17 protein-coding genes are annotated in these 19,909 nt (G+C 60.5%); 7 read left to right on the forward strand and 10 right to left on the reverse strand.

Features of this window, described 5'->3' with window-relative positions; all coding sequences use genetic code 11:
- Positions 1-9: 9 nt before the first annotated feature.
- The 8 genes from DW943_RS06450 to DW943_RS06485 form a co-directional block, all read right to left on the reverse strand.
- Positions 10-936, reverse strand: a complete 927-nt coding sequence (locus DW943_RS06450) for a transporter substrate-binding domain-containing protein (RefSeq protein ID WP_117862527.1) — start codon at positions 934-936, stop codon at positions 10-12.
- A 328-nt stretch (positions 937-1,264) separates the two neighbouring features.
- Entirely contained in the window at positions 1,265-2,158 is an 894-nt protein-coding gene (locus DW943_RS06455; RefSeq protein ID WP_117862528.1) for an aldose 1-epimerase family protein, read from the reverse strand.
- 79 nt (positions 2,159-2,237) lie between these two features.
- Positions 2,238-3,107: a hypothetical protein gene (locus tag DW943_RS06460; protein WP_147348635.1), complete on the reverse strand. Its 870-nt coding sequence runs from the start codon at positions 3,105-3,107 to the stop codon at positions 2,238-2,240.
- Between the two features lie 195 nt (positions 3,108-3,302).
- Entirely contained in the window at positions 3,303-4,172 is an 870-nt protein-coding gene (locus DW943_RS06465) for a MerR family transcriptional regulator (RefSeq protein ID WP_117655373.1), read from the reverse strand.
- A 92-nt stretch (positions 4,173-4,264) separates the two neighbouring features.
- Positions 4,265-4,843: a UbiX family flavin prenyltransferase gene (locus DW943_RS06470; protein ID WP_055252424.1), complete on the reverse strand. Its 579-nt coding sequence runs from the start codon at positions 4,841-4,843 to the stop codon at positions 4,265-4,267.
- Positions 4,844-4,876: 33 nt separating this feature from the next.
- Positions 4,877-6,364: a UbiD family decarboxylase gene (locus tag DW943_RS06475; RefSeq protein ID WP_117648415.1), complete on the reverse strand. Its 1,488-nt coding sequence runs from the start codon at positions 6,362-6,364 to the stop codon at positions 4,877-4,879.
- Positions 6,365-6,505: 141 nt separating this feature from the next.
- A complete protein-coding gene (locus DW943_RS06480) occupies positions 6,506-7,963 on the reverse strand; it encodes an SLC13 family permease (RefSeq protein WP_199572806.1) in 1,458 nt (485 codons plus the stop codon).
- A 242-nt stretch (positions 7,964-8,205) separates the two neighbouring features.
- Positions 8,206-9,153 (reverse strand): isopentenyl-diphosphate delta-isomerase, encoded by a 948-nt coding sequence (locus DW943_RS06485; protein WP_158566125.1) that lies wholly within the window; start codon positions 9,151-9,153, stop codon positions 8,206-8,208.
- Between the two features lie 152 nt (positions 9,154-9,305).
- On the opposite strand from DW943_RS06485, the gene DW943_RS06490 reads away from it, so the two are divergent.
- The 3 genes from DW943_RS06490 to DW943_RS06500 all read left to right on the forward strand — a co-directional run bounded on the left by DW943_RS06490 (position 9,306) and on the right by DW943_RS06500 (position 12,614).
- On the forward strand, positions 9,306-10,568 hold the full coding sequence (locus DW943_RS06490; protein ID WP_233539190.1) for an MFS transporter: 1,263 nt from the start codon (positions 9,306-9,308) through the stop codon (positions 10,566-10,568).
- Positions 10,569-10,763: 195 nt separating this feature from the next.
- On the forward strand, positions 10,764-12,134 hold the full coding sequence (locus tag DW943_RS06495; RefSeq protein WP_117635560.1) for an ATP-binding protein: 1,371 nt from the start codon (positions 10,764-10,766) through the stop codon (positions 12,132-12,134).
- Between the two features lie 33 nt (positions 12,135-12,167).
- Complete coding sequence (locus tag DW943_RS06500) at positions 12,168-12,614, forward strand: low molecular weight protein-tyrosine-phosphatase (protein ID WP_117635561.1); 447 nt, start codon at positions 12,168-12,170, stop codon at positions 12,612-12,614.
- A gap of 226 nt (positions 12,615-12,840) precedes the next feature.
- Here DW943_RS06500 and DW943_RS06505 read toward each other — a convergent pair whose 3' ends face one another.
- Together DW943_RS06505 and DW943_RS06510 are read right to left on the reverse strand one after the other, a co-directional pair.
- Complete coding sequence (locus DW943_RS06505) at positions 12,841-13,170, reverse strand: TIGR04076 family protein (protein WP_199408661.1); 330 nt, start codon at positions 13,168-13,170, stop codon at positions 12,841-12,843.
- On the reverse strand, positions 13,163-13,987 hold the full coding sequence (locus tag DW943_RS06510) for a PfkB family carbohydrate kinase (protein WP_117779396.1): 825 nt from the start codon (positions 13,985-13,987) through the stop codon (positions 13,163-13,165). Before DW943_RS06510 ends, DW943_RS06505 begins: the two co-directional genes overlap by 8 nt.
- Before the next feature lie 221 nt (positions 13,988-14,208).
- Between DW943_RS06510 and DW943_RS06515 the strand changes: the two genes are divergently transcribed.
- The 4 genes from DW943_RS06515 (at position 14,209) to DW943_RS06530 (ending at position 19,854) form a co-directional block, all read left to right on the forward strand.
- Entirely contained in the window at positions 14,209-15,381 is a 1,173-nt protein-coding gene (locus tag DW943_RS06515; protein ID WP_117582978.1) for a Fic family protein, read from the forward strand.
- A 247-nt stretch (positions 15,382-15,628) separates the two neighbouring features.
- A complete protein-coding gene (locus DW943_RS06520) occupies positions 15,629-16,135 on the forward strand; it encodes a MarR family winged helix-turn-helix transcriptional regulator (RefSeq protein ID WP_117862531.1) in 507 nt (168 codons plus the stop codon).
- Complete coding sequence (locus tag DW943_RS06525; protein WP_117862532.1) at positions 16,128-17,942, forward strand: ABC transporter ATP-binding protein; 1,815 nt, start codon at positions 16,128-16,130, stop codon at positions 17,940-17,942. Before DW943_RS06520 ends, DW943_RS06525 begins: the two co-directional genes overlap by 8 nt.
- Complete coding sequence (locus DW943_RS06530) at positions 17,935-19,854, forward strand: ABC transporter ATP-binding protein (RefSeq protein ID WP_117862533.1); 1,920 nt, start codon at positions 17,935-17,937, stop codon at positions 19,852-19,854. Before DW943_RS06525 ends, DW943_RS06530 begins: the two co-directional genes overlap by 8 nt.
- The last annotated feature ends 55 nt before the right edge of the window (positions 19,855-19,909 follow it).

Consider the following 19,909-nt stretch of genomic DNA (forward strand, 5'->3'; position numbering starts at 1 on the left):
GCTGCCTCCCTATGCCGGCTGACGATCGAGGCACGCGTCCCACATTTGGTCGCGCTCCTCTTGGCTAATGCCCTTGAGCGTCTTGTCGATGAGCTTAAGCAGCTTGTCCGAGCCCTTGCGGCAGCCGACGTTTGCCGTGACCTCCTGCTTAAAGCCCTCGCCCTCGGCAAAATGAATGGGGACGATACCGGGATTTTGGGCCATATAGCCCTTCTCGTTCTCGGTATTGTAGGTCACGGCGTCGCAGGTGCCCTGCAGCAGGTTCGAAAACACCGTGGGAACCGAATCGACCGGGTTCTTGTGGACAACGCCCGGGATCTCGTCAATGACGGTATCGAGCATGGTGTCCTTTTGGCCGAGCACCGTGGCACCACTGAAGTCGCTGAGCTTGGTGGCGTTCTGGTAGGGCGAGCCCTCTTTTACGAACAGGCCAAAGTAGCCAATGAAGTACGGGTCGGAAAAACCGACGGACTCTTCGCGCTCGGGCGTAGCGCTCATGCCGGCGATGATGAGGTCGATCTGGCCGTTGTTGAGCGAATCGATAAGGCCCGAGAAGCTCTGCTTGACGGCAACGGGCTCGCCGCCGAGGGCCTTGCAGACGATCTTGGCGATCTGCACGTCGTAGCCATCGGCATAGGCGCCCTGCACGTTGTCGATGGGGATGGTGTACTCACTGGCTTCGGAAACCTGCCAGTTGTACGGGGCGTAGGCCGCTTCCATGCCAATGCGGATCTTGTCCTTGCCGATCACGGAATCGGACAGGTCGTCGCGACCGCCGCCCGTCGTGGGCTGAACCACCTTGAGCGTGGACGGGCACTGACAGCCGGCGAGCGCGCCGGCGACGACGGAAGCGCTCGCAGCGAGAGCGCTACCCAAAAAGATGCGACGGCTGCACACCGGCTGTGGATGCGCGTCGCGTTGATGGGGAGAATGCATAATCTGCCTTCCCTGTTGAATCGTATGCTGACGACTTAACAGGATATACGCCAGCGACCAGCAGCGCAGCACAAGCTCGAAAAATTAATAGACACACGGTAGTCATTGGGAACGTCGATGTTTTGGCAATGCCAGCGAGCGCCGCCCAGAGCGAACAAGTTGGCATGAAAAAGGCAGGGCATAGACCTTCTGGTCATGCCGTGCCTTTTGAATGGCAAATTGTCGCTCTGGGTGGCGCGCAGCGTCGACCGGCCCGCCGTTCGTCAGAACGGCGGAACCTAAGGGCGCAGCGTCGACCGGTCCGCCGTTCGCTAGAACGGCGGAACCTCTAGAGCAAGGTGACGCTAAAGCTGCGGACGTCTGTCTCGCCCGGCGCCAGCGTAATGGTGTTGACCTTGTGCTCAAAGACGTCGTCCTCGGTGTCCATGGTGGTGTGACCGGTCCAAGGCTCGAGCGCCACAAACGGAGCATCGTTGGCGGCAGACCACACGCCAATGTACTTAAAGCCCTCAAAGTCGATCTTGACGCCGTGGCCCGACTTGCGGCCGCGCAGCGTGAGCGTGGAACCCGGGGTATCGGTGAACATGATGGCATCGTTATCGAAGCTGCGGTGCGTGATGGGCAGCACGTCAGAGTTATCGGGCGCCTTGTAGCTACCCTCAAACGTCATGAGGCCATCGGGCGTGATGATGGGAGCCTCGTTGGTCCAAGCCTCGGTAAACGCCAGCTCGTAATCCTCGAATGCCTCGTCCTCGGCACCGGGGGCGGGCACGCTAAATGCAGGGTGGCCGCCCACCGAGAACGGCAGGTCCACGTCGCCGGTGTTCGTAACGGCAAAGGTCTGGGTAAGCGTGGCGTCGCCGGTCAGGGCATAGGTCATGTTGAGCTTAAAGTGGAAGGGGAACGCCTTGAGCGACTCAGGCGTGTCAGTGATCTCGTAGGTGACGGACGAACCGTCCTCGGAGACCTCGACCAGCTTGTGCTCGACGATGCGCGCGAGGCCGTGGCGCGGCATCTCGCAGGTGCCAGCCGCAGATGTTGCCGTGTTGTTGCGCAGTGAGCCCACGATGGGGAACAGAATGGGCGCGTGCTTGCCCCAAAAGACCGGGTCGCCCTGCCACAGATACTCGTTGCCGTTGAGGGCAAGGCTCGTGAGCTGGGCACCCATGGAATCGATGGCCGCGGTGAGGCCGCCGCGCTTGATGGTAGTGACGGTGGACATGCTACTTCCTCCAAAAATAAACAACAGTATCGAGGGCTATTGTCCCACTCTTGGCGGCGGGGTTGAGCGTCAGGCGCAGTTATTGAGCAATAGCGTAAAGGTCAAACCCGCCCTGCGGCGTGCTATCGACCGTATCGGGCGCCCGTGAATTAAAACTCACCGGAACCATGCGCTTTGAGGCGCGGTAACGCGTGCCGTCGGTGGCGACGGGCGGCTCATCAACCGTGAGCTCGTAGTCGCCGGGCTTGAGCTCGATACCGTCACCTTCGGAATTGACGTATTGATACTCGTCGATTGCTTGTCCCCTGAGCGTGCGGCCCACGATATGGACGAGCATTTGGCTATCGCCGCGCGCGGTATCCCACGTCGCGCCGTCCTTAACCTCGACCGACACATGCACCGAGCGCGTGCGGCTGAGCGATTGCTCGACGGACATCTCGACCTTGGCGGCGTCTTGGCGCTGCTGCTCGACATGACCCCAGATGCTGCCGATCGCCGAGCAAGCGATGACGCCGGCCATAAAGGCGATGAGAATGGGGCCGAGCGGAGAGCGACGGCCCGCGTCTTCCTCGCGAGCCAGGTTGGGGCGATGGGTGGGGGCGGGCGCCTGGGCACCCTGCGCGGGCACGTCGAGTATGCTGAAGGATGCCGTGCTGCCGGGGTCGATGGTATGGCGCGGCTGTGGGGTCTTTGCCGGCGAGATCGACATATCAGCCGGCTCGCCGAGCGTGGCCGTGGCATCGGCCTTCGCCTCGTCGGCCTCGGCCTGGGCCCAAGCCTGTTCAAAGGTTAGGGGTTCGGCGGCATCGGAAGCGGCTTCAGGCTCGACACCGGCATCGTTGCCGGTCTCGTCCTCGTCGCTCGACACGTCACACGGCGCGGGCTCGTCCCACTCTTCGTCCGGAGCCTCGCCCTCGCTATACCACCATTCAAAGTTATCGATATCCATACGGGGCGCCCCCTTGGCCTCGCAAATAAACACTTGCTAGCCTTATACCCCCAGATGACACGGGAGCTCGCCGGCACAGACAGGAAAAGCGTCACAACATTCGAGGCTTTTCCTCGTTTTCGAGATTTTCATCGAATGTTGTGATGGTTTGGGCGGCAGCCATGCCGCGAATGTGACAAAGGGACTGTCCCTTTGTCACATCTGGAGGGTAACGGGGATTTGGATGCAGCAAAAGTCCTCTTGGTGGGACTCGTCGTAGCTCGTGGTATCGAGGTAGCAAAAGTCGAAAGCGTTGCCAACGGGCTGGAGCGCGTGCTCGTCCATGCAGGCAACGATGGCGCGGATGCCCTCGGGCTCGTACGGCATACCCCAGCGGCTCATGCACAGGTATGTGCCCTCGGGCAGCACTTCGATGCCGATCTCTGCCAGCTCGGCGGGATCGCTCGGCAGCAGTTCCTCGACACCGCGCGGCAGCACGGCAAAGGAGCCCGCGCCGGCGATAGGGTCGTCGGAATGCAGCGCCTCACGACGCAGCATGGCACCCCAGCCGCGCATAGGGCGCGTGCCCGTCAACGCACGCATGCGCAGGATGGCCCGCATGAGCGTGGGGTGAAGCATCGAGCGGCCGCGCTCGATATCGCCTGGAAACTCCTCAAAGACCACGAAGCGGCGCTCGAACTGCTTGAGCTCCGGCTTGCCCTCGCGCTCGCGCCAGTAAACTGCCTCGTCGTAAAAGCTCAGACGCTCCTGCACGCTCGCACGCTCGGCTTTGAGCCCGGCAATCTGCTCGTCGAGCGCCTGCACCCGCGAGCGCAGGTGGTCGGTCATCTCGCTAATGTCGAACGTCGAGGCTAGGCGGTCGATCTCATCGAGTTCGAGCCCTAGGTCGCGCAGCATGCAGATCAGACGCATGAGCGGGATCTGCGTGGGCGAATAGAAACGGTAGCCTTTTTCGTTAACCACGGCGGGCTTAAACAGGCCGATCTTGTCGTAGTAGATGAGCGTTTGGCGCGAAACGTTAAACAAACTCGCCATCTCGCTAATCGCATACATGCCCGTCTGCATAGGTCCTCCCGACACATCCTTTTTGCGCACAAAGCCCGCCGCCCACAGGGGCAGCGGGCTCAAACACTCCTCGTATCCTACCCTAAAGACGCCTATGACCAGCGCTTATAGTTTGCACATGACACGCCGACGGCCTCGAGCGCCTTGGCGGCGATGTGATGCACCGCGTCATCGAGCGTGGCGGGGCCGTTGTAAAACGTGAGCATGGGCGGCATGAGCATGACGCCCGGTACGCGCGCCAGGCGCGCCATGTTGTCGACATGAATGGCGCTGAAGGGCGTCTCGCGCACCATGAGCACCAGGCGGCGCTGCTCTTTCATCTGCACGTCGGCCGCACGCAGCAACAGATTGTCGCTGTAGCCGCTCGCGATGCCGGCGAGCGTCTTCATGGAGCACGGGGCCACGATCATGCCGTCGACCGGATAGGTGCCGCTTGCGATGGCGGCGCCGATGTTCTTGTTGTCGTAGACCACATCGGCATGCGTGGCAAACTCGTCGAGCGTCATGCCGAGCTCCTGCTCGATGGTGATCTCTCCCCCGCGCGTGACGACAAGCGCCGACTCGGCACCGGCCTGACGCAGGCATTTGAGGCACTCAAGGCCCAGCGCGGCACCGCTGGCGCCAGACACGCCAACGACAATGCGACGGGGACGGACAGAAGACTCAGGCATGACGGCTCCTTAACTACTTGGTAGGGCTACTTACTAGAAAGCAATCTCCTTGGCCCACTTGTCTGTGTCGATCTCCATGAACTGCGAGCGAATGAAATTCTTCTTGAGGTCGAACGGAACCGTGCAGTCGAAGATGGCCTTGCAGGCGATGCCGTGCTCGCGAATCGTGGGGTCGAACGCAGGGTCGTTGGACGGGTCGAGCACGTGGCAGTGGCAGCCGGGGATGGTGATGAGGTCGACGTCGGCCTGGAAGCGCGTGGTCATGGCCCACATCACGTCGCTCATATCAAAGATGTCGACATCCTCGTCAACCAAGATCACATGCTTGAGCTCGGAGAATGCCGAGAAGGCGAGCATGGCGGCGTTGCGCTGACGGCCCTCGTCATTTTTGCTCGACTTCTTAAACTGCATGATGGCAACGAACTTGCCGCCGCCGCAGGGTGCAGCGTGGACGTTGAGCAGGCGGCCCGGGATAGCGGTCTCGACCATCTTGTAGATGGAAGCCTCGGTGGGGATACCGGCCATGGACACGTGCTCGTGCGAAGGGCCGATGCAGCTCTCCATAATGGGGTTGACACGCGTGGTGACGGCGGTGATCTTGATCACCGGGCAGACCTTGGCGCCACCGGTGTAACCGGGGAACTCGGGCATGGCGTAGCCGTGGCCGTTGACGTCCTCGTTGATGGTCTCGTCGTGCATGAGGTAGCCCTCGAGCACGTACTCGGCATTGGCAATGCACTTCTGCGGAACGGTGACGCAGTCGGCAAGCTCGACGGCGTGGCCGCGCAGGGCGCCGGCGATCTGCAGCTCGTTAAAGCCGAGCGGCGTGGTTGGCGCCTCGAAGCCACAGCACATGTACACGGCGGGGTCCAGACCGATGGAGATGGAGATGGGCATGTCTTCGCCGCGCTGGCAGTACTCGTCAAAGAACGCGCCAAGGTGACGGCTGCCCGGAGTGATCCACATGGCGAGCTTGTCCTTGTCGACGCAGGAGAAGCGGTGGATGGTCACGTCGGACTGGGAGCCGTCGGGGCTCGTGCCATAAGCGAGGCCCATGGTGATGTAGGGGCCGCCGTCGACGGGCGTGTTGGTGGGAGCGGGAACGATCTTGCGCAGGTCAAAGCCCTCGTCGGTCGCCTTGTACACGACCTCTTGGCAGTCGACGTGCGCACCCTCGGCGATCTGCTCGGGCGCGATCAGGTTCTCGAAGCGCTTGCCGATCTCGAGGCCCAGGTGCTCCTCGTCGAGGTCGAGCAGGGCGGCAACGCGCTTGCGGCTGGCAAGCATGCCGATGCAGACCTTGGCATCGTCAAAGCCCTTGACGTTGTTGAAGACCATCGCCGGGCCCTCTTTGGTCGGACGCATAACGGTGCCGCCGGCACCGACGCGACGATAGACGCCCGAGACCTCGGCGTCCGCGTCGACCTGGGTGTCGGTCTCGAGCAGCTGGCCCGGCATCTCGCGCAAAAAGTCGAGCGCGGAGCGCAGATCGTGGATCTGGGAAGCATCGGTAGTGGACATAGCGTGCTCCTTTCGGGAGAGTGTCCGGCGGCGGGAGTGCCGCCGGCTTGGTAACGTAATGGGGCCGCAGCGCTCATAGATGGGGCGCTCGGGCACTCGCAGTTCAAGCACTCGGCTAATTACAGCCAAGCACTCGACTGCTTACATCAGGCCAAAGAGGTGGAACCAGGCGGCCTCGACCAGCACGACGATAAAGACGACCGCAGTGAGGGGAATGCCCATGCGCATAGCCTCTTTGGAGGTGTAGCCGCCAGCGTCCTTGCCCTCGCCGATAAGGATCGGCAGGTTATGGAACGGCAGGATGTAGTGGATGTTGATGGACGTGAAGACGATGAGCGCCACGGCGAGCGGGCTCACGCTGGAGCCGGCCGCAAAGCTGATGAACGCCGGCACGCACACGCCGAGCACGGCCATGACCGAGCCCATGAACATGTGGATGATCATGGAAAGCGCGGCGACAAGCAGGGCGAACAGGAAGATGTTCTCGGGCACGGAGCTGGGAAGCACAACATCGGCGATCCAGGCGTTCATACCGGTGGCACCGCCCACGGAGCCCACGGCCATGGCGGCCGTCAGGAACATGAGGGACTTGATGTCGACGGCATTCCAGCTGGCGGGGGTGAGGACCTCGCCGATGATGGGCATGGCAAGAGAGACGCCGATGGCCAGGGTGACCCAGCCGATGTAATCGCCCGAGACGGTGAGCCACAGCGCAATGGCGATGACAAGCCACACGATGGTGCGAATCTCCTTGACGGAGAGCTTGCCGAGCGCGGCCTGCTTGGCCACGATCTGCTCGCGATCGTAGACGAGCTCCTTGCTGGGCTTAAAGAGGAAGAGGCCCAGGAACAGGGTGCACAGCAGCGCGACCAGCATAGGCACGCTCATGTACAGGAACCAGTCGACAAAGGACGGGCTCATGCCGCCGGCCTCGGCGCTGTACTGCGCAACGAGCGGGTTGAGCGTGGAGTCGCCCGTCAGGAAGAACATGGAGCCCGGGGCGGCAGCGGCAAACACGAGGAAGCCGAGCTTGCCGCGGTCGTCGTCACCGTAGCCGGCGGACTCGGCGATGACCGAGACGACGGCGAGGATGAGGAAGGCGCGGGGGAACGGATGCGGGATCAGCAGCGACAGCACAAAGGTGAGCGCGAAGATTGAGATGATGAGCGACTTGGCATCGCGCACGAACTTGAGCATAAACGCATAGGCGATGCGCTCGCCCAGGCCCGACTCCTTGACCGCGCTGGCGATGAGGTAGGCGCCGATGACGAGCCACATGGTGGCTTTGGTCCACGAGCTAAACGTGGAGGCGACCGTCGCCGAGATGCTCGCGGCACCCGTGTCGTCCACGCACACCTTGAACAGAACGAGCAGCGCGCAATAGAGCAGGCCCACAAAGCCCGGCTGTGCCACGCCACACGCCCAGAACACCACCGTGGCGAGCGTCAACGCCAGACAGGTCTGACCGCCGACCGTAAGCTCGACCGTCGAGCTCAGCTCCGCCAAAGGAAGAAACTTCACCAGCAAAAAGACAACGATACCCAGCACAAAGCCAATTTCGCGCTTGGTGATCTTAAACGCCTTCTTTTCCGCTTCCATCTCCCCACCTTTCTTGTTGGGGGCGCTCCGGATTCGCGGCCACGTTGCCACTTAAAAAGGGGCGCCCGTTATCGGACACCCCTTACGTTGCGCTGTGTTGTGGCAATACAGTCAAGCGGGATTTTTGGATGAGAAGCGATCCTCTGGACAAAAAGCGTCACAACATTCGACGCTTTTCCTCGTTTTCGAGATTTTCATCAAATGTTGTGACGGTTTGGATGTGGCAAAGGGACTGTCTTTTTTCACATAGCGAGGGCTGCGCGGATGGAGGGGACCTCCAGAGCCTCGCGGAGCCAGGGGGCCAGCTGCTCGGGGTGACCCTGCAGGTAGCCTTTAAGCTCGGACGGGGCCACGCGGCGCACTTCCGAGATCTCCTCTTGGTTGATATGCAGCTCGCCCGGCTCAACATGGGCAAGGTAGACCTCGCACCATTCGCACTCGCAGCGGCCGTCGCCGTGGTCCTCGCGGTAGGTCACGTGACCGAGGTGTTTGAGCTGGTCGGGTGCGCGCGTGATGCCGAGCTCTTCGTTGATGCGGCGCGCCGTCGCGGCGACAACGTCCTCCCCGGGGAGCGGATGGCCGGCACAGCTATCGGCCAGCACCCCGCCCCACAGGCGTTTGAGCGGACTGCGACGACAGAGCAGCAGGCGTGCGCCTTCGCCCTGGCCCTCGACCAGAAGCGTCAGAAATGCCTGATGCAGAATGCCCTCACCGGCATGGGCATCGATGCGGTCGACGGGGCTAAGCGTCTCGCCGGTCGCGGCATTGACCGCCACGACCTCGGCGCCCGCGCCGCCCTCATCCCAGCCGGCGCGCAGAATGCGGGCTGCGGCCTCCTCGAGCGCGGCGATGAGCTCCTTGGTGGTGTCGAGCACGCGCTGCAGGTCGCCCCCGCTCGCCTGTTCAACATGAAAGCCCGTGCTCGCAACGACCGGCACGCCAAAGCGCGTGGCCAGCGCCGCCGCGATATCGTGCGCCGGAATTTCGTCTCGATGGCACGGAACAGCCAGGATGCTCACTGTCGCCGTGCGGCCGGGCTCGGGGCGCGGAATGGCCTGCGCCGTGGCGCCCAGGTGCGCGAACTCCGGCGAGCAGGCGTACACCGCCATGCCTCGCGGTGTCACCGTCAGCTGGGCCTCGAGCGCAAACTTGCCCTCGCCCACTGCAACCTTTGTCGTGTGCATACCCATGGGATCTCCTGTCGCCCGCGATGTACCTGAGACCATCTTCGCCTGTATTGCGACTATACAGGCAAGCGCAGCCTGCGACAAAGGGGGCAGGCACCTGACACATTCTGTTAGAGTTGCAGGGATTGAATCCCGCTTATTCATGCGACATTGGAGTGACAACCTTGACCGCCGCAACCACGCCTAAAAGTAAGTCAACCGCCGCCGCGCTCTCCCCCGCGCGCACCAAGCTCTGCCTGGCGCTGCTCGTGCTGCTGGGCTTCTCGCTCGGCTGCTCGGAGTTCGTGGTCATCGGCATCGAAAGTGACTTGGCGACGGAACTCGGCATATCGCTTGCCACTGCGGGCCAGCTCATCAGCGTTTTTGCATTGGTCTACGCTATCGCGACGCCGGTGCTTGCGCTCAGCACGGGGCGCTTCCGTCGTTACCAGCTGCTCGTGTGCTACAGCATTATCTTTGTGCTCGGCAATCTGGTCATGGCGTTGGCGCCCAACTTCCAGGTACTGTTTATCTCGCGCATTGTCCTGGGATCCGTCTCGGGCGCACTGCTCGCCGTGGGCGTGACGTACATCCCCGAGCTGCTGTCCCCGCAGCAAACTTCGCTTGCCATCTCGGTGGTATATGGTGCGTTTTCCGTAGCAATGGTCTTTGTCACTTCGATCGGCAAGTTTGTGGCCGACACGCTCGACTGGCACGTTGCCATGTACGGCACGCTGGCCTTTGCCGTTCTGATCTGCGCCGCGCTCGTGGTGTTTATGCCGCGCGCCGGACAGACCGACGAACCCGCCACCTTCCGCGAACAGGCGGGTCTGCTGCGCGAACCGAGTATCATCACCGGCATGCTCATCTTCTTGTTTGGCGTGGGATCGGTCTATGTGTTTTACGGCTATGTGACGCCCTATCTGGAGCAGGTGCTGGGCATGGGCACGGTCGAAGCCAGCACCACGCTCATGGCCTACGGCGCGTTCTGCCTGATCTCGAACATCCTGGGCGGATGGATTGATGCGCGCTTTGGCATGAAGGCGCTGCTCGTGACGTTTGTGCTGCAGGCTGTGGCGTTACTCGGGTTGTTTGCTGTGGGCGGCACCATGCCGCTCGCGCTGGTCTTTGTCTTTAGCTTGGCGATGCTCATGTACCTGTTCTCGGTGTCGTGCATCACACACTTTATGGACGTGGCGCGCAGCCGCCATCCCAAGTCGATGGTGCTCGCGAGTTCGGTTGAGCCCATGGCGTTTAACGTCGGTATCTCGTTTGGCACCGCAGTGGGCGGCGCCGTGGTAAACGGAATTGGCATTGCGTACGTGGGTGCCGTGGGCGCTGCGTTCTCGCTCGTAGCCTGGGCGCTTGCGCTAGTGACGATCAAGCTCGCCCGCTGGGAGCGCCGTCGTCAATCAGCACAGCCCCGGATGCAGGCATAGGGACGAACACAGCCCAAGGTGGCGAGCGACCAGTGAAAACCGTCCCATACTAGTAGTGTTTATCCGCCTGCAAGCTCCGGCAGTGCAATTTCGTGTATTTCAGATACACGCTTTTCTACGATTTCGTGTATTTTAAGTACACGAAATCGTACTAAACTATGTATCTGAAGTACACGAAATCGGAAAGGTGGCCCCATGCGCAGATCAATCGAATCCGTTATCGAATCATGGGCGACAAAGGACGCCTCACGCCCCCTCCTCATCCGTGGTGCGCGACGCGTAGGCAAAACGTACGCTGCCGAGGAAATCGGCAGGCGAATCGCCGGCGATGCGTTTGTCAAACTCGACTTTCAGACCGATCTTGAACTGATTGCTCCGCTGTTCGACTGTCCCACCGACGACGTTGACACCATCGTGGCGCGAATTTCAGACTATAAACGCACCCCCATTCGCAAGGAAACCGCCTTCATCCTGTTTGACGAGGTGCAGCTCTGCGAACGGGCGCTCAACTCGCTTCGCTTTTTCTCGGGTTCGGGCTGGCGCATATGCGCGACCGGCAGCCAACTCGGTGTCGCCACGCGCAAGCGCAAGTTGCCTTTTCCCAGCGGCGTTCGTCAAGAGACCATGCATCCCATGTCGTTCGAGGAGTTTCTCTGGGCGCTCGATGAGGAGCAGATGGCCGATGCTGTTCGTACCCACGCCGGCACGCTCGATGCTTACGCCGCGCACCAAGCCGCGCTCAGCCTGTTTCATCGATACCAGGTCGTGGGCGGCATGCCCGCCGCCGTCAACGCATATCGCAAGACGTTATCCATCGAAGACGCGCGCGTCGAGCAGCGCGAAATCGACGAGACCTACACCGCCGATATGACCGACCCCGAAAACGGGATCAGTGGCGTGGCGGCGCGCAAGGTATGGCGCTCCATTCCGTCCCAGTTGCTGAGATCGTCCACAAAGAAATTCAAGTACTCCGAGGTCGAACGCGGAGGCCGTCGCGCCAAGCTTATCGAGCCGCTCGACTGGCTCGAAGGCGCCGCCATCATATCGGTCAACAACCTGACCGAAGGCATCGAACCTCCCCTCGTTCCCTTCGACGACGAAGACGGAAGTTTCTTTAAGGTCTATCTTCTCGATACGGGCCTCATGTTCTACAAACTCGGTATCAACCCGCGGCTCTGGCTCGACCTCAAAGAGGATTCCGCCATAGCACTGTCTTCCGACTTTCGAGGTGCCCTGGCCGAAAACTCGGTCATGCAGGCATTTTCGAGCAATGGTTTGCGGACGTACTATTGGGTGCCGCCGTCGTCTTGGAAGACGAGCGGTGAGCTCGATTTTCTACTTCAGACCGACCGTATGGAAATTGTGCCCGTCGAGGTAAAGTCCGCACGCAACGTGCGCGCAAGAACCCTCGGGTCGTTTATGGACAAAGCCCGGTCGCCATATGCCTACATTTTGTCCGAGAACAATTTTGCCCGCAGCGAAACTGATGACGGGCGCGAGCTGCGCCACCTCCCCTTGTACGCAGCGGGTTTTATCGGAGCAAACTGTCTCAAGGGCAGCCTGTAAGCCCCGCGCGACCGCCCAGAAAGGAAACCGCTCATGCAACGCATTCTTTTTATCTGCTGTGGAAATATCTGTCGCTCGACGATGGCTGAGTCCGTGTTTACCGAGCTAGCGCGCCGCGCTGGACGCGCGGGCGAGTTTGTCATCGATTCTGCAGCAACCTCAACCGAAGAGATCGGCAACCCGCCGCATCATGGCACGGTCGCCAAGCTGCGCGAAGTCAGGATTCCCGTCGTCGCACATCGCGCACGTCAGGTGCGGCGCGCGGAGTATGGCAACTGGGATCGCATTGTCTATATGGATGCTGAGAACGCGCGCGGTCTGCGTCGCATCTTTGACGACGACCCCGACGGCAAGATTACGCGCTTGCTCGATTGGACCGAGCGCCCCGGCGACGTGGCCGATCCCTGGTACACCGGCAACTTCGATGCCACCTACCGCGACGTGCTCGCCGGTTGCACCGCTATGCTCGAGCAGCTGTAATCGATGAAATGCAGAGTTTTTAGAGCCACAAATCGGATGAAATGCAGAAATTTGACCTTACTCGCACGCAGGACAACGACGATAACGCCTAAGCACGGGCATAAACGAGATCGGGATTCCCATATACAAATCGAGCGTGGATTTTCTCCCACTTTGAGCGCGAAATTGCGTCCAAAACGGGAAAAATCCACGCTCATTATCTCGGCGGGAGAAAATCCTCGCTCGACTACTCGTCGACGATCTCGGCGAGCCAGACGTTCAATGTATCGACCTCGGGGCAGCAGAACTTTGCCGTGCCGGGCTCGTTGCCGGGCACGGTTCCGCCGTAACGCAAGATGTCAATGTAAGGAAAGCCCACATGGCAGGCCATAGCGCACATCTTGCCGCGGTCTCGGTCAAAGTCAAAGACATCGCCTGGCTTGTGACCATGATGGCAGCGGCACGTTCCCAACTGGTCCACGCAGCTAATGCGGATACGCGGACGCTTGCCACGCGGCGCGCCGAGCGGCTTGCTCTCGCCTGCAGGCTTGGCGCCGCCCTCGTCAGCGTTACTCATGGTCAATCACATCCAGGCAGGCCTCGATGGGAAGGCCAGCCGACTTGTCCTCTTGGTCGGCATTGCGCTCGATAAGCTCGGCCACCACACGCATGGCATCGGCCGTGGCACGCTGGAGGCTCCAACCGTTCATCACGCGGCCCATGAGCACGGCCGAGAACGTATCGCCCGTACCCGGGAAGTACACCGGGATCAGCTCAAACGGAATCTCAAAGTATTCCCCCGCCACATGGTCGTAGCCGATGACGGCACTCGCCCCATCGACCTTCGCACTCGTAATGACAACCGACTTGGTGCCCAACGCGAGCATGGCGTCCACGAGCGTGCGGGCCTCATCGGCCGTAATCTCTTCGGCGATAGGCGTATCGGTGAGCAGGCACGCCTCGGTATAGTTGGGCACCGCGTAGTCGGCGCACTCGACCAAGCTGCGCATGAGTCCGATGGTCGACTCGGGCACGCCGGCATAGAGCTTGCCGTTATCGCCCATGATGGGATCGACGAACACCCTGGTGCCCTTTTGAGCGCGGCGGTGGCAAAAGTCCGAGATGATGCGCGTCTCCTCCTCGGTCACGATAAAGCCGGTCGAGATAGCATCAAATTCAAAGCCGAGCTCCTCCCAGATAGCGAGGCTCTGGCGCACGTACTCCGTGGTGTCGTGAATGTAGAACTTGGGATAGTTGAGCGTATCGGAAACGAGCGCCGTCGGCAGGTTGTGGATGCGATAGCCCATGTGCGACAGTACCGGCAGCATGGCCGAGAGCGCGACCTTGCCGTAGCCGCACATATCGTTGATCAGCAGCAGCTGAGTGTTCTTCATGAGTGTCCCCCTTGGGTCGGGCGCGGCGCGATGTCGCCATAATGCGACTAAGTGTAGCGCAGTGCAATCTAAGTCTTGCCTTCGGATGTAAGACCAAGTTTGGGCGTAATTTTGTTCTTAGAGTTTTTCTGACGCTTCTTATTGCAGAAACTTGGCCTTAGAAGGCGCTATAAAATTCTAAGAACAAGTTTTGGCTCAAATTTGTTCTTAGGACACTAACGATGCTCGCACCCATCACACCCGGACGACAGGGAAACGTCAGGCACAACCTTTCAGGAGCCCTCGCCTATGATTCGTTTAGACCCGCCAATATGGATTCATTCTTTCCAATCAATTTATCCGCTGATTCCATGCGGCTTGTCTCCGATTGCCGCGCCATACTCGGCGAGGTTGAGGGCATGTCTCGCTTTGTTCCGAACATCGACATGTACCTTTCTATGTACGTTCGCAAGGAAGCGCTCTTGTCCTCTCAAATCGAGGGTACGCAATGTACGTTCGATGATGTTCTTGACCCGTCAAACGAATCCAATGCGAGCCGGGACCTAACCGACGTCGTCAACTACACTCGAGCGGTGCAGCAGGCGACCACGCTCATGGAGGAACTGCCACTCTGTATGAGGCTGCTCAAATCCGTCCATGCCACATTGCTTGGAAATGGCAGAGGCTCCGACAAGACGCCGGGCCAGTTCAGGACGACTCAGAACTGGGTCGGACCAAACGGCTGCACGCTCAATGAGGCCCCGTATGTCCCTCCCAACACGGAGGATATGAAGGAGGCACTTGGCGACCTCGAGCTTTTCATCAACGAGCGTGACGACATCGATCCAGTCATCAAGGCCGCTTTGGTGCACTACCAGTTTGAAACCGCGCACCCGTTCCTCGACGGCAACGGACGCCTCGGGCGTCTGCTCATCCTCCTTTCGCTCATACATGATGGGGCGCTCACCAAGCCGGTCATCTACCCCTCGTATGAACTCAAACGACACAGGAGCGAATACTACGATTGGCTTATGCGCGTAAGGCAGAGAGGCGATTTTGAGGGATGGGTTTCGTTTTTCAGTACCTGCTTGCTTGCAAGCGCACGCGAGGCGCGGGATTCGATGCGGAAGCTTGTCGACCTCCATTCGGAAACCGAAAGGCTGATTCGCGAAAAGGCGGGAAGGGCTACGACGAACGCCCTTATGCTACTCGACCTTCTCGAGGGCAATCCGATCGTCGACACCGCCTTTGTGTCTGAACGAATGCAGATTAGCAGATCGAGCGCAAACAACCTTATATCCCAATTTACCGATTGGGGCATTCTTGTCCAACGTGATACGAGCAGGAAACGATACCGCACGTTTTCATATGAGCCATATCTCGCCATCCTCCGAACCGGCGACGAGCCGCTCTAAGTCTCGGAAAGCCAAGGGGCGAGACCGGCAGCTGCCAGTCTCGCCCCCTTAATGAACCTATCGAAAACTCCGGGATACGCCGTGGCCCGCTGAATCTACGCTGCGAAGACTGTCCAAGATTCCCCTGGCACCGGCACCCCAGCACTGCCACAAAATCGATTCGGTACCTTGACAATCAGTTAGGTACCTCTAGAATCACTTAGGTACAAAACAATTTCTCTACCTAACTAAAGAAAGGAGCAACACCATGTGCGACGAATGCATCGACCTCTGCCCCCATACGCCGGGCGGCGACCCCATCGAGCCTGCAGATTCGCCCGAGGCGCAATCGCAATCGGATGCACTTGCCAAGCGCATCCTTAACGGGCTTGGCTTCTGCGGCCATTACATGCACTTTCATGGCGGAGGCGTGTCCGGCAAGGCGCCCATCATCTGCCTGCTGGCCAAGCAGCCCGGCGGCGAGATGTCTCAGCAGGAACTCGGCATGCACTTTGACCTCAAGCCGGGGTCGCTTTCCGAGATCCTGTCCAAGCTCGAGCTCAACGGCCTCATCGAGCGCAGCCGTAACCCCAAGGATCGACGGCAGCTCACCATTCGCCTGACCGAAACCGGCCGGGAAAACGCCCGCATCGACCAGGCGGCCCGCATTCGCTTTAGAGAGCAAGCCTTTAGTGCCCTCACCCACGACGAGCGCGAGCAGCTCGCCGAAATGCTCGAGAAAATCCGTGTAACCTGGGAGGAACTGGATGATTAAAACCCTCATGGGAAGCATCCGCGACTATATGAAAGTCACCGTTGCCACGCCGCTGCTCGTGCTTGGCGAGGTGCTCTGCGAGATGCTGATTCCATTTATCACCGCCAACCTGATCGACGCCATCAAAGACGGCGCCACCGTAGCCGAGATGCTTCCCACCGCGGGCTTTTTGGTGCTCATCGCGCTGACGTCGCTTGCTTTTGGCGCCGCGGCAGGCGTCACCTGCAGCCATGCGAGCTGCGGCTTCGCCAAGAACCTGCGTCACGACCTGTTCTACAAAATCCAGACGTTCAGCTTTGCCAACATCGATGAGTTCTCGAGCTCCTCGCTCGTCACGCGCCTGACCACCGACATCAACAACGTGCAGCAGGCCTTTATGATGATCATCCGCATCGCCGTGCGCGCGCCGCTGGTATTGATCTTCGCCTTTACCATGGCGTTTATCATGGGCGGCAGTGTTGCCATGGTCTACCTGGTCATCATTCCGCTGCTGGGCTTTGGACTGTTCTTTATCATCTTTAAGGTGCGCCCCATCTTCTCGCGCGTGTTCCACAAGTACGATGCCCTTAACGAGTCCGTCGAGGAAAACGTCACCGGCATGCGCGTGGTTAAGAGCTACGTACGCGAAGACTTTGAGAAGGAGAAGTTCGCGGCCGCCGCGCGCGATGTCCAGATGGACTTCACCCGCGCCGAGAAGCTGCTCGCCTTTAACAACCCCATGATGAACATCTGCGTCAACGGCGCGTTTGTCGTCATCATCTACCTGGGCTCCAAGCTCATCATCACGAGCCAGGGCACGCTGTTCGACGTGGGCCAGCTCTCCTCGACCTTTACCTATGGTTTCCAGATTCTCATGAGCCTGATGCAGCTGTCGATGATCTTTGTCATGGTGACCATGGCCGACGAATCGGCACACCGCATTGCCGAGGTGCTGGCCGCCGAGCCCACGATCGCCAATCCCGCCGAGCCCGTGCTCGAGGTTGCCGACGGTTCCATCGACTTTGACCACGTGAGCTTTAAGTATTCCAAGCATGCGAAGCGCCAGGCGCTCGACGATATCGACCTTCACATTACGAGCGGCGAGACCATCGGCATCATCGGCGGCACCGGCTCGGCCAAGTCCACGCTCGTTAACCTCATCGCCCGCCTGTACGACACCACCGAAGGCGCTGTGCGCGTGGGCGGCGTGGACGTGCGCGACTACGACCTGGACGCGCTGCGTCACCAGGTCGCCATGGTGCTGCAGAAAAACGTGCTGTTTAGCGGCACCATCGCCGAGAACCTGCGTTGGGGCGACCCGAACGCCACCGACGAGGAAGTCCGCGAGGCAGCGCATCTGGCCTGCGCCGACGAGTTTGTCGACGGTTTCCCCAAGGGCTACGACACCTGGATCGAACAGGGCGGCTCTAATGTTTCGGGCGGTCAGAAGCAGCGCCTGTGCATTGCACGCGCCCTGTTGCGTCGCCCCAAGATCTTGATCCTGGACGACTCCACCAGCGCCGTCGACACCAAGACTGACGCCAAGATTCGCGCAGGCCTGGCAAGCTATCTGCCCAACACGACCAAGCTCATCATCGCCCAGCGCATCAGCTCCGTGCAGGACGCAGACCGCATCATTGTCATGGAGGGCGGCCGCATCGCACAGATCGGCAACCACGAAGAGCTGCTCAAGACGAGCGAGATCTACCGAGAGACCTTTACCTCGCAAAACAAGATGTCTGCCGAGGGCGAAGGGGCCGTCGAGGCCGACACCGAGGCATCCGCAACGCAAGCTCAGACCCAGGAAGGAGGCGAGGCACATGAGTAAGGCAACGACCGCCGAGCGCGCGCTCAACCGTAAGGGCAGCACCATGTCGCGCCTCATCAAGACGCTCTTTGACTTCTATCCCGTGCTTTTGCCCCTTGTCGTCGCCGGCGTTGTGCTCTGCGCCATCATCAACTCCATCGGCGCGACCTTCCTGCAGAGCGCCCTGCAAATTATTAGCGAATCGTGGCAGTCGGGCGATTGGGAAGCCGCACAGCCCAAGATTCTGCAGCTCGTGACCACCCTCGCCTGCATCTACGGCGTCGGTGTCCTGTCCTCGCTCTTCTGGAACCGCGCCATGGCTATCGTCACGCAGGGCTCGCTCGAGAAGCTGCGCGAGATGATGTTCAACCGCATGCAGGACCTGCCGATCCGCTACTTCGACACGCACCAGCGCGGCGATATCATGAGCCACTACACCAACGACATCGATACGCTGCGCCAGATGATCAGTCAGTCGCTGCCCAACCTGCTCATGACGATCATCATCATCGTCACGGTGTTCTTTATCATGCTGTACTACAGCGTGTGGATGTGCCTGGTCATCATCGCCGGCGTCGCCTTTATGACCTTTATGACCAAGCTGCTCGGCTCCAATTCCGCGCGTTTCTTCATTGCGCAGCAGACCGAGCTCGGCGTGGTCGAGGGCCATATCGAGGAAGTCATGAACGGCCAGAAGGTCGTCAAGGCATTCTGCCACGAGTCTGCCGCCGAGGCCGATTTTGACGAGCGCAACGAAAAGCTCTTCGAGGTCTCGCAGAAGGCCAACATGTACGCCAACATCCTCATGCCCATCCTTATGAACCTGGGCAACCTGCTCTACGTGCTGGTGGCCCTTGCCGGCGGCATTTTCCTGGCACTGGGCGTGCCCAACCTGAGCATCTCGGGCATGGCGCTGTCCATCGCCGTCGTGGTGCCGTTCCTCAACATGACCAAGCAGTTCTGCGGACAGATCGGCCAGATCTCGCAGCAGATCAACGCCGTAGTCATGGGCCTCGCCGGCGCCGACCGTATCTTTGAGCTCATCGACGAGAAGTCCGAAGCCGACGAAGGCTATGTGACGCTCGTCAACGCGCAGGTCAACCCCGACACCTGGCAGCTCGAGGAGGCCGACCACCACACCGGCATGTGGGCGTGGAAACATCCGCACCGCGCAACCGGCGAGATCGAGTACGTGCCGCTGCGTGGCGACCTGGTCATGGACAACGTCGACTTTGGCTACACGCCCGACCACGAAGTGCTGCACGGCGTGTCCGTGTTTGCCAAGCCGGGCCAGAAGATCGCGTTTGTCGGCGCCACCGGAGCCGGCAAGACGACCATCACCAACCTCATCAACCGCTTCTACGACATCGCCGACGGCAAGATCCGCTACGACGGCATCAACGTCAACAAGATCCGCAAGGCCGACCTGCGCCGAAGCCTGGGCGTCGTGCTGCAGGACGTGAACCTGTTCACCGGCACCGTGATGGATAACATCCGCTACGGCAACCTGGACGCCACCGACGAGGAGTGCATCGCGGCGGCCAAGCTCGCGGGCGCCGACGACTTTATCACCCGCCTACCCGACGGCTACGACACTATGCTCACCGGCAACGGCGCGCAGCTGTCGCAGGGCCAGCGCCAGCTGATTTCGATCGCACGCGCCGCCGTCGCCGATCCGCCGGCAATGATTCTGGACGAGGCCACGTCGAGCATCGATACCCGCACCGAGGCCATCGTGCAAGCCGGCATGGACAAGCTCATGGAAGGCCGCACGACGTTTGTCATCGCGCACCGCCTCTCCACCGTGCGCAACTCCGACGCAATCATCTGCCTGGACCACGGCCGCATCATCGAGCGCGGCAACCACGACGAACTGATCGCCAAGCGCGGGTATTACTACCAGCTGTACACGGGTGCATTTGAGCTGGAGTAGGAACGATTACTGACGGAGGGTTCCCCGGGGCGGCGGGGTAATTCCTCCGTGCTCA

This window comes from Collinsella sp. AM44-11 (assembly GCF_003467145.1).
In the GTDB taxonomy this organism is placed as follows: domain Bacteria; phylum Actinomycetota; class Coriobacteriia; order Coriobacteriales; family Coriobacteriaceae; genus Collinsella.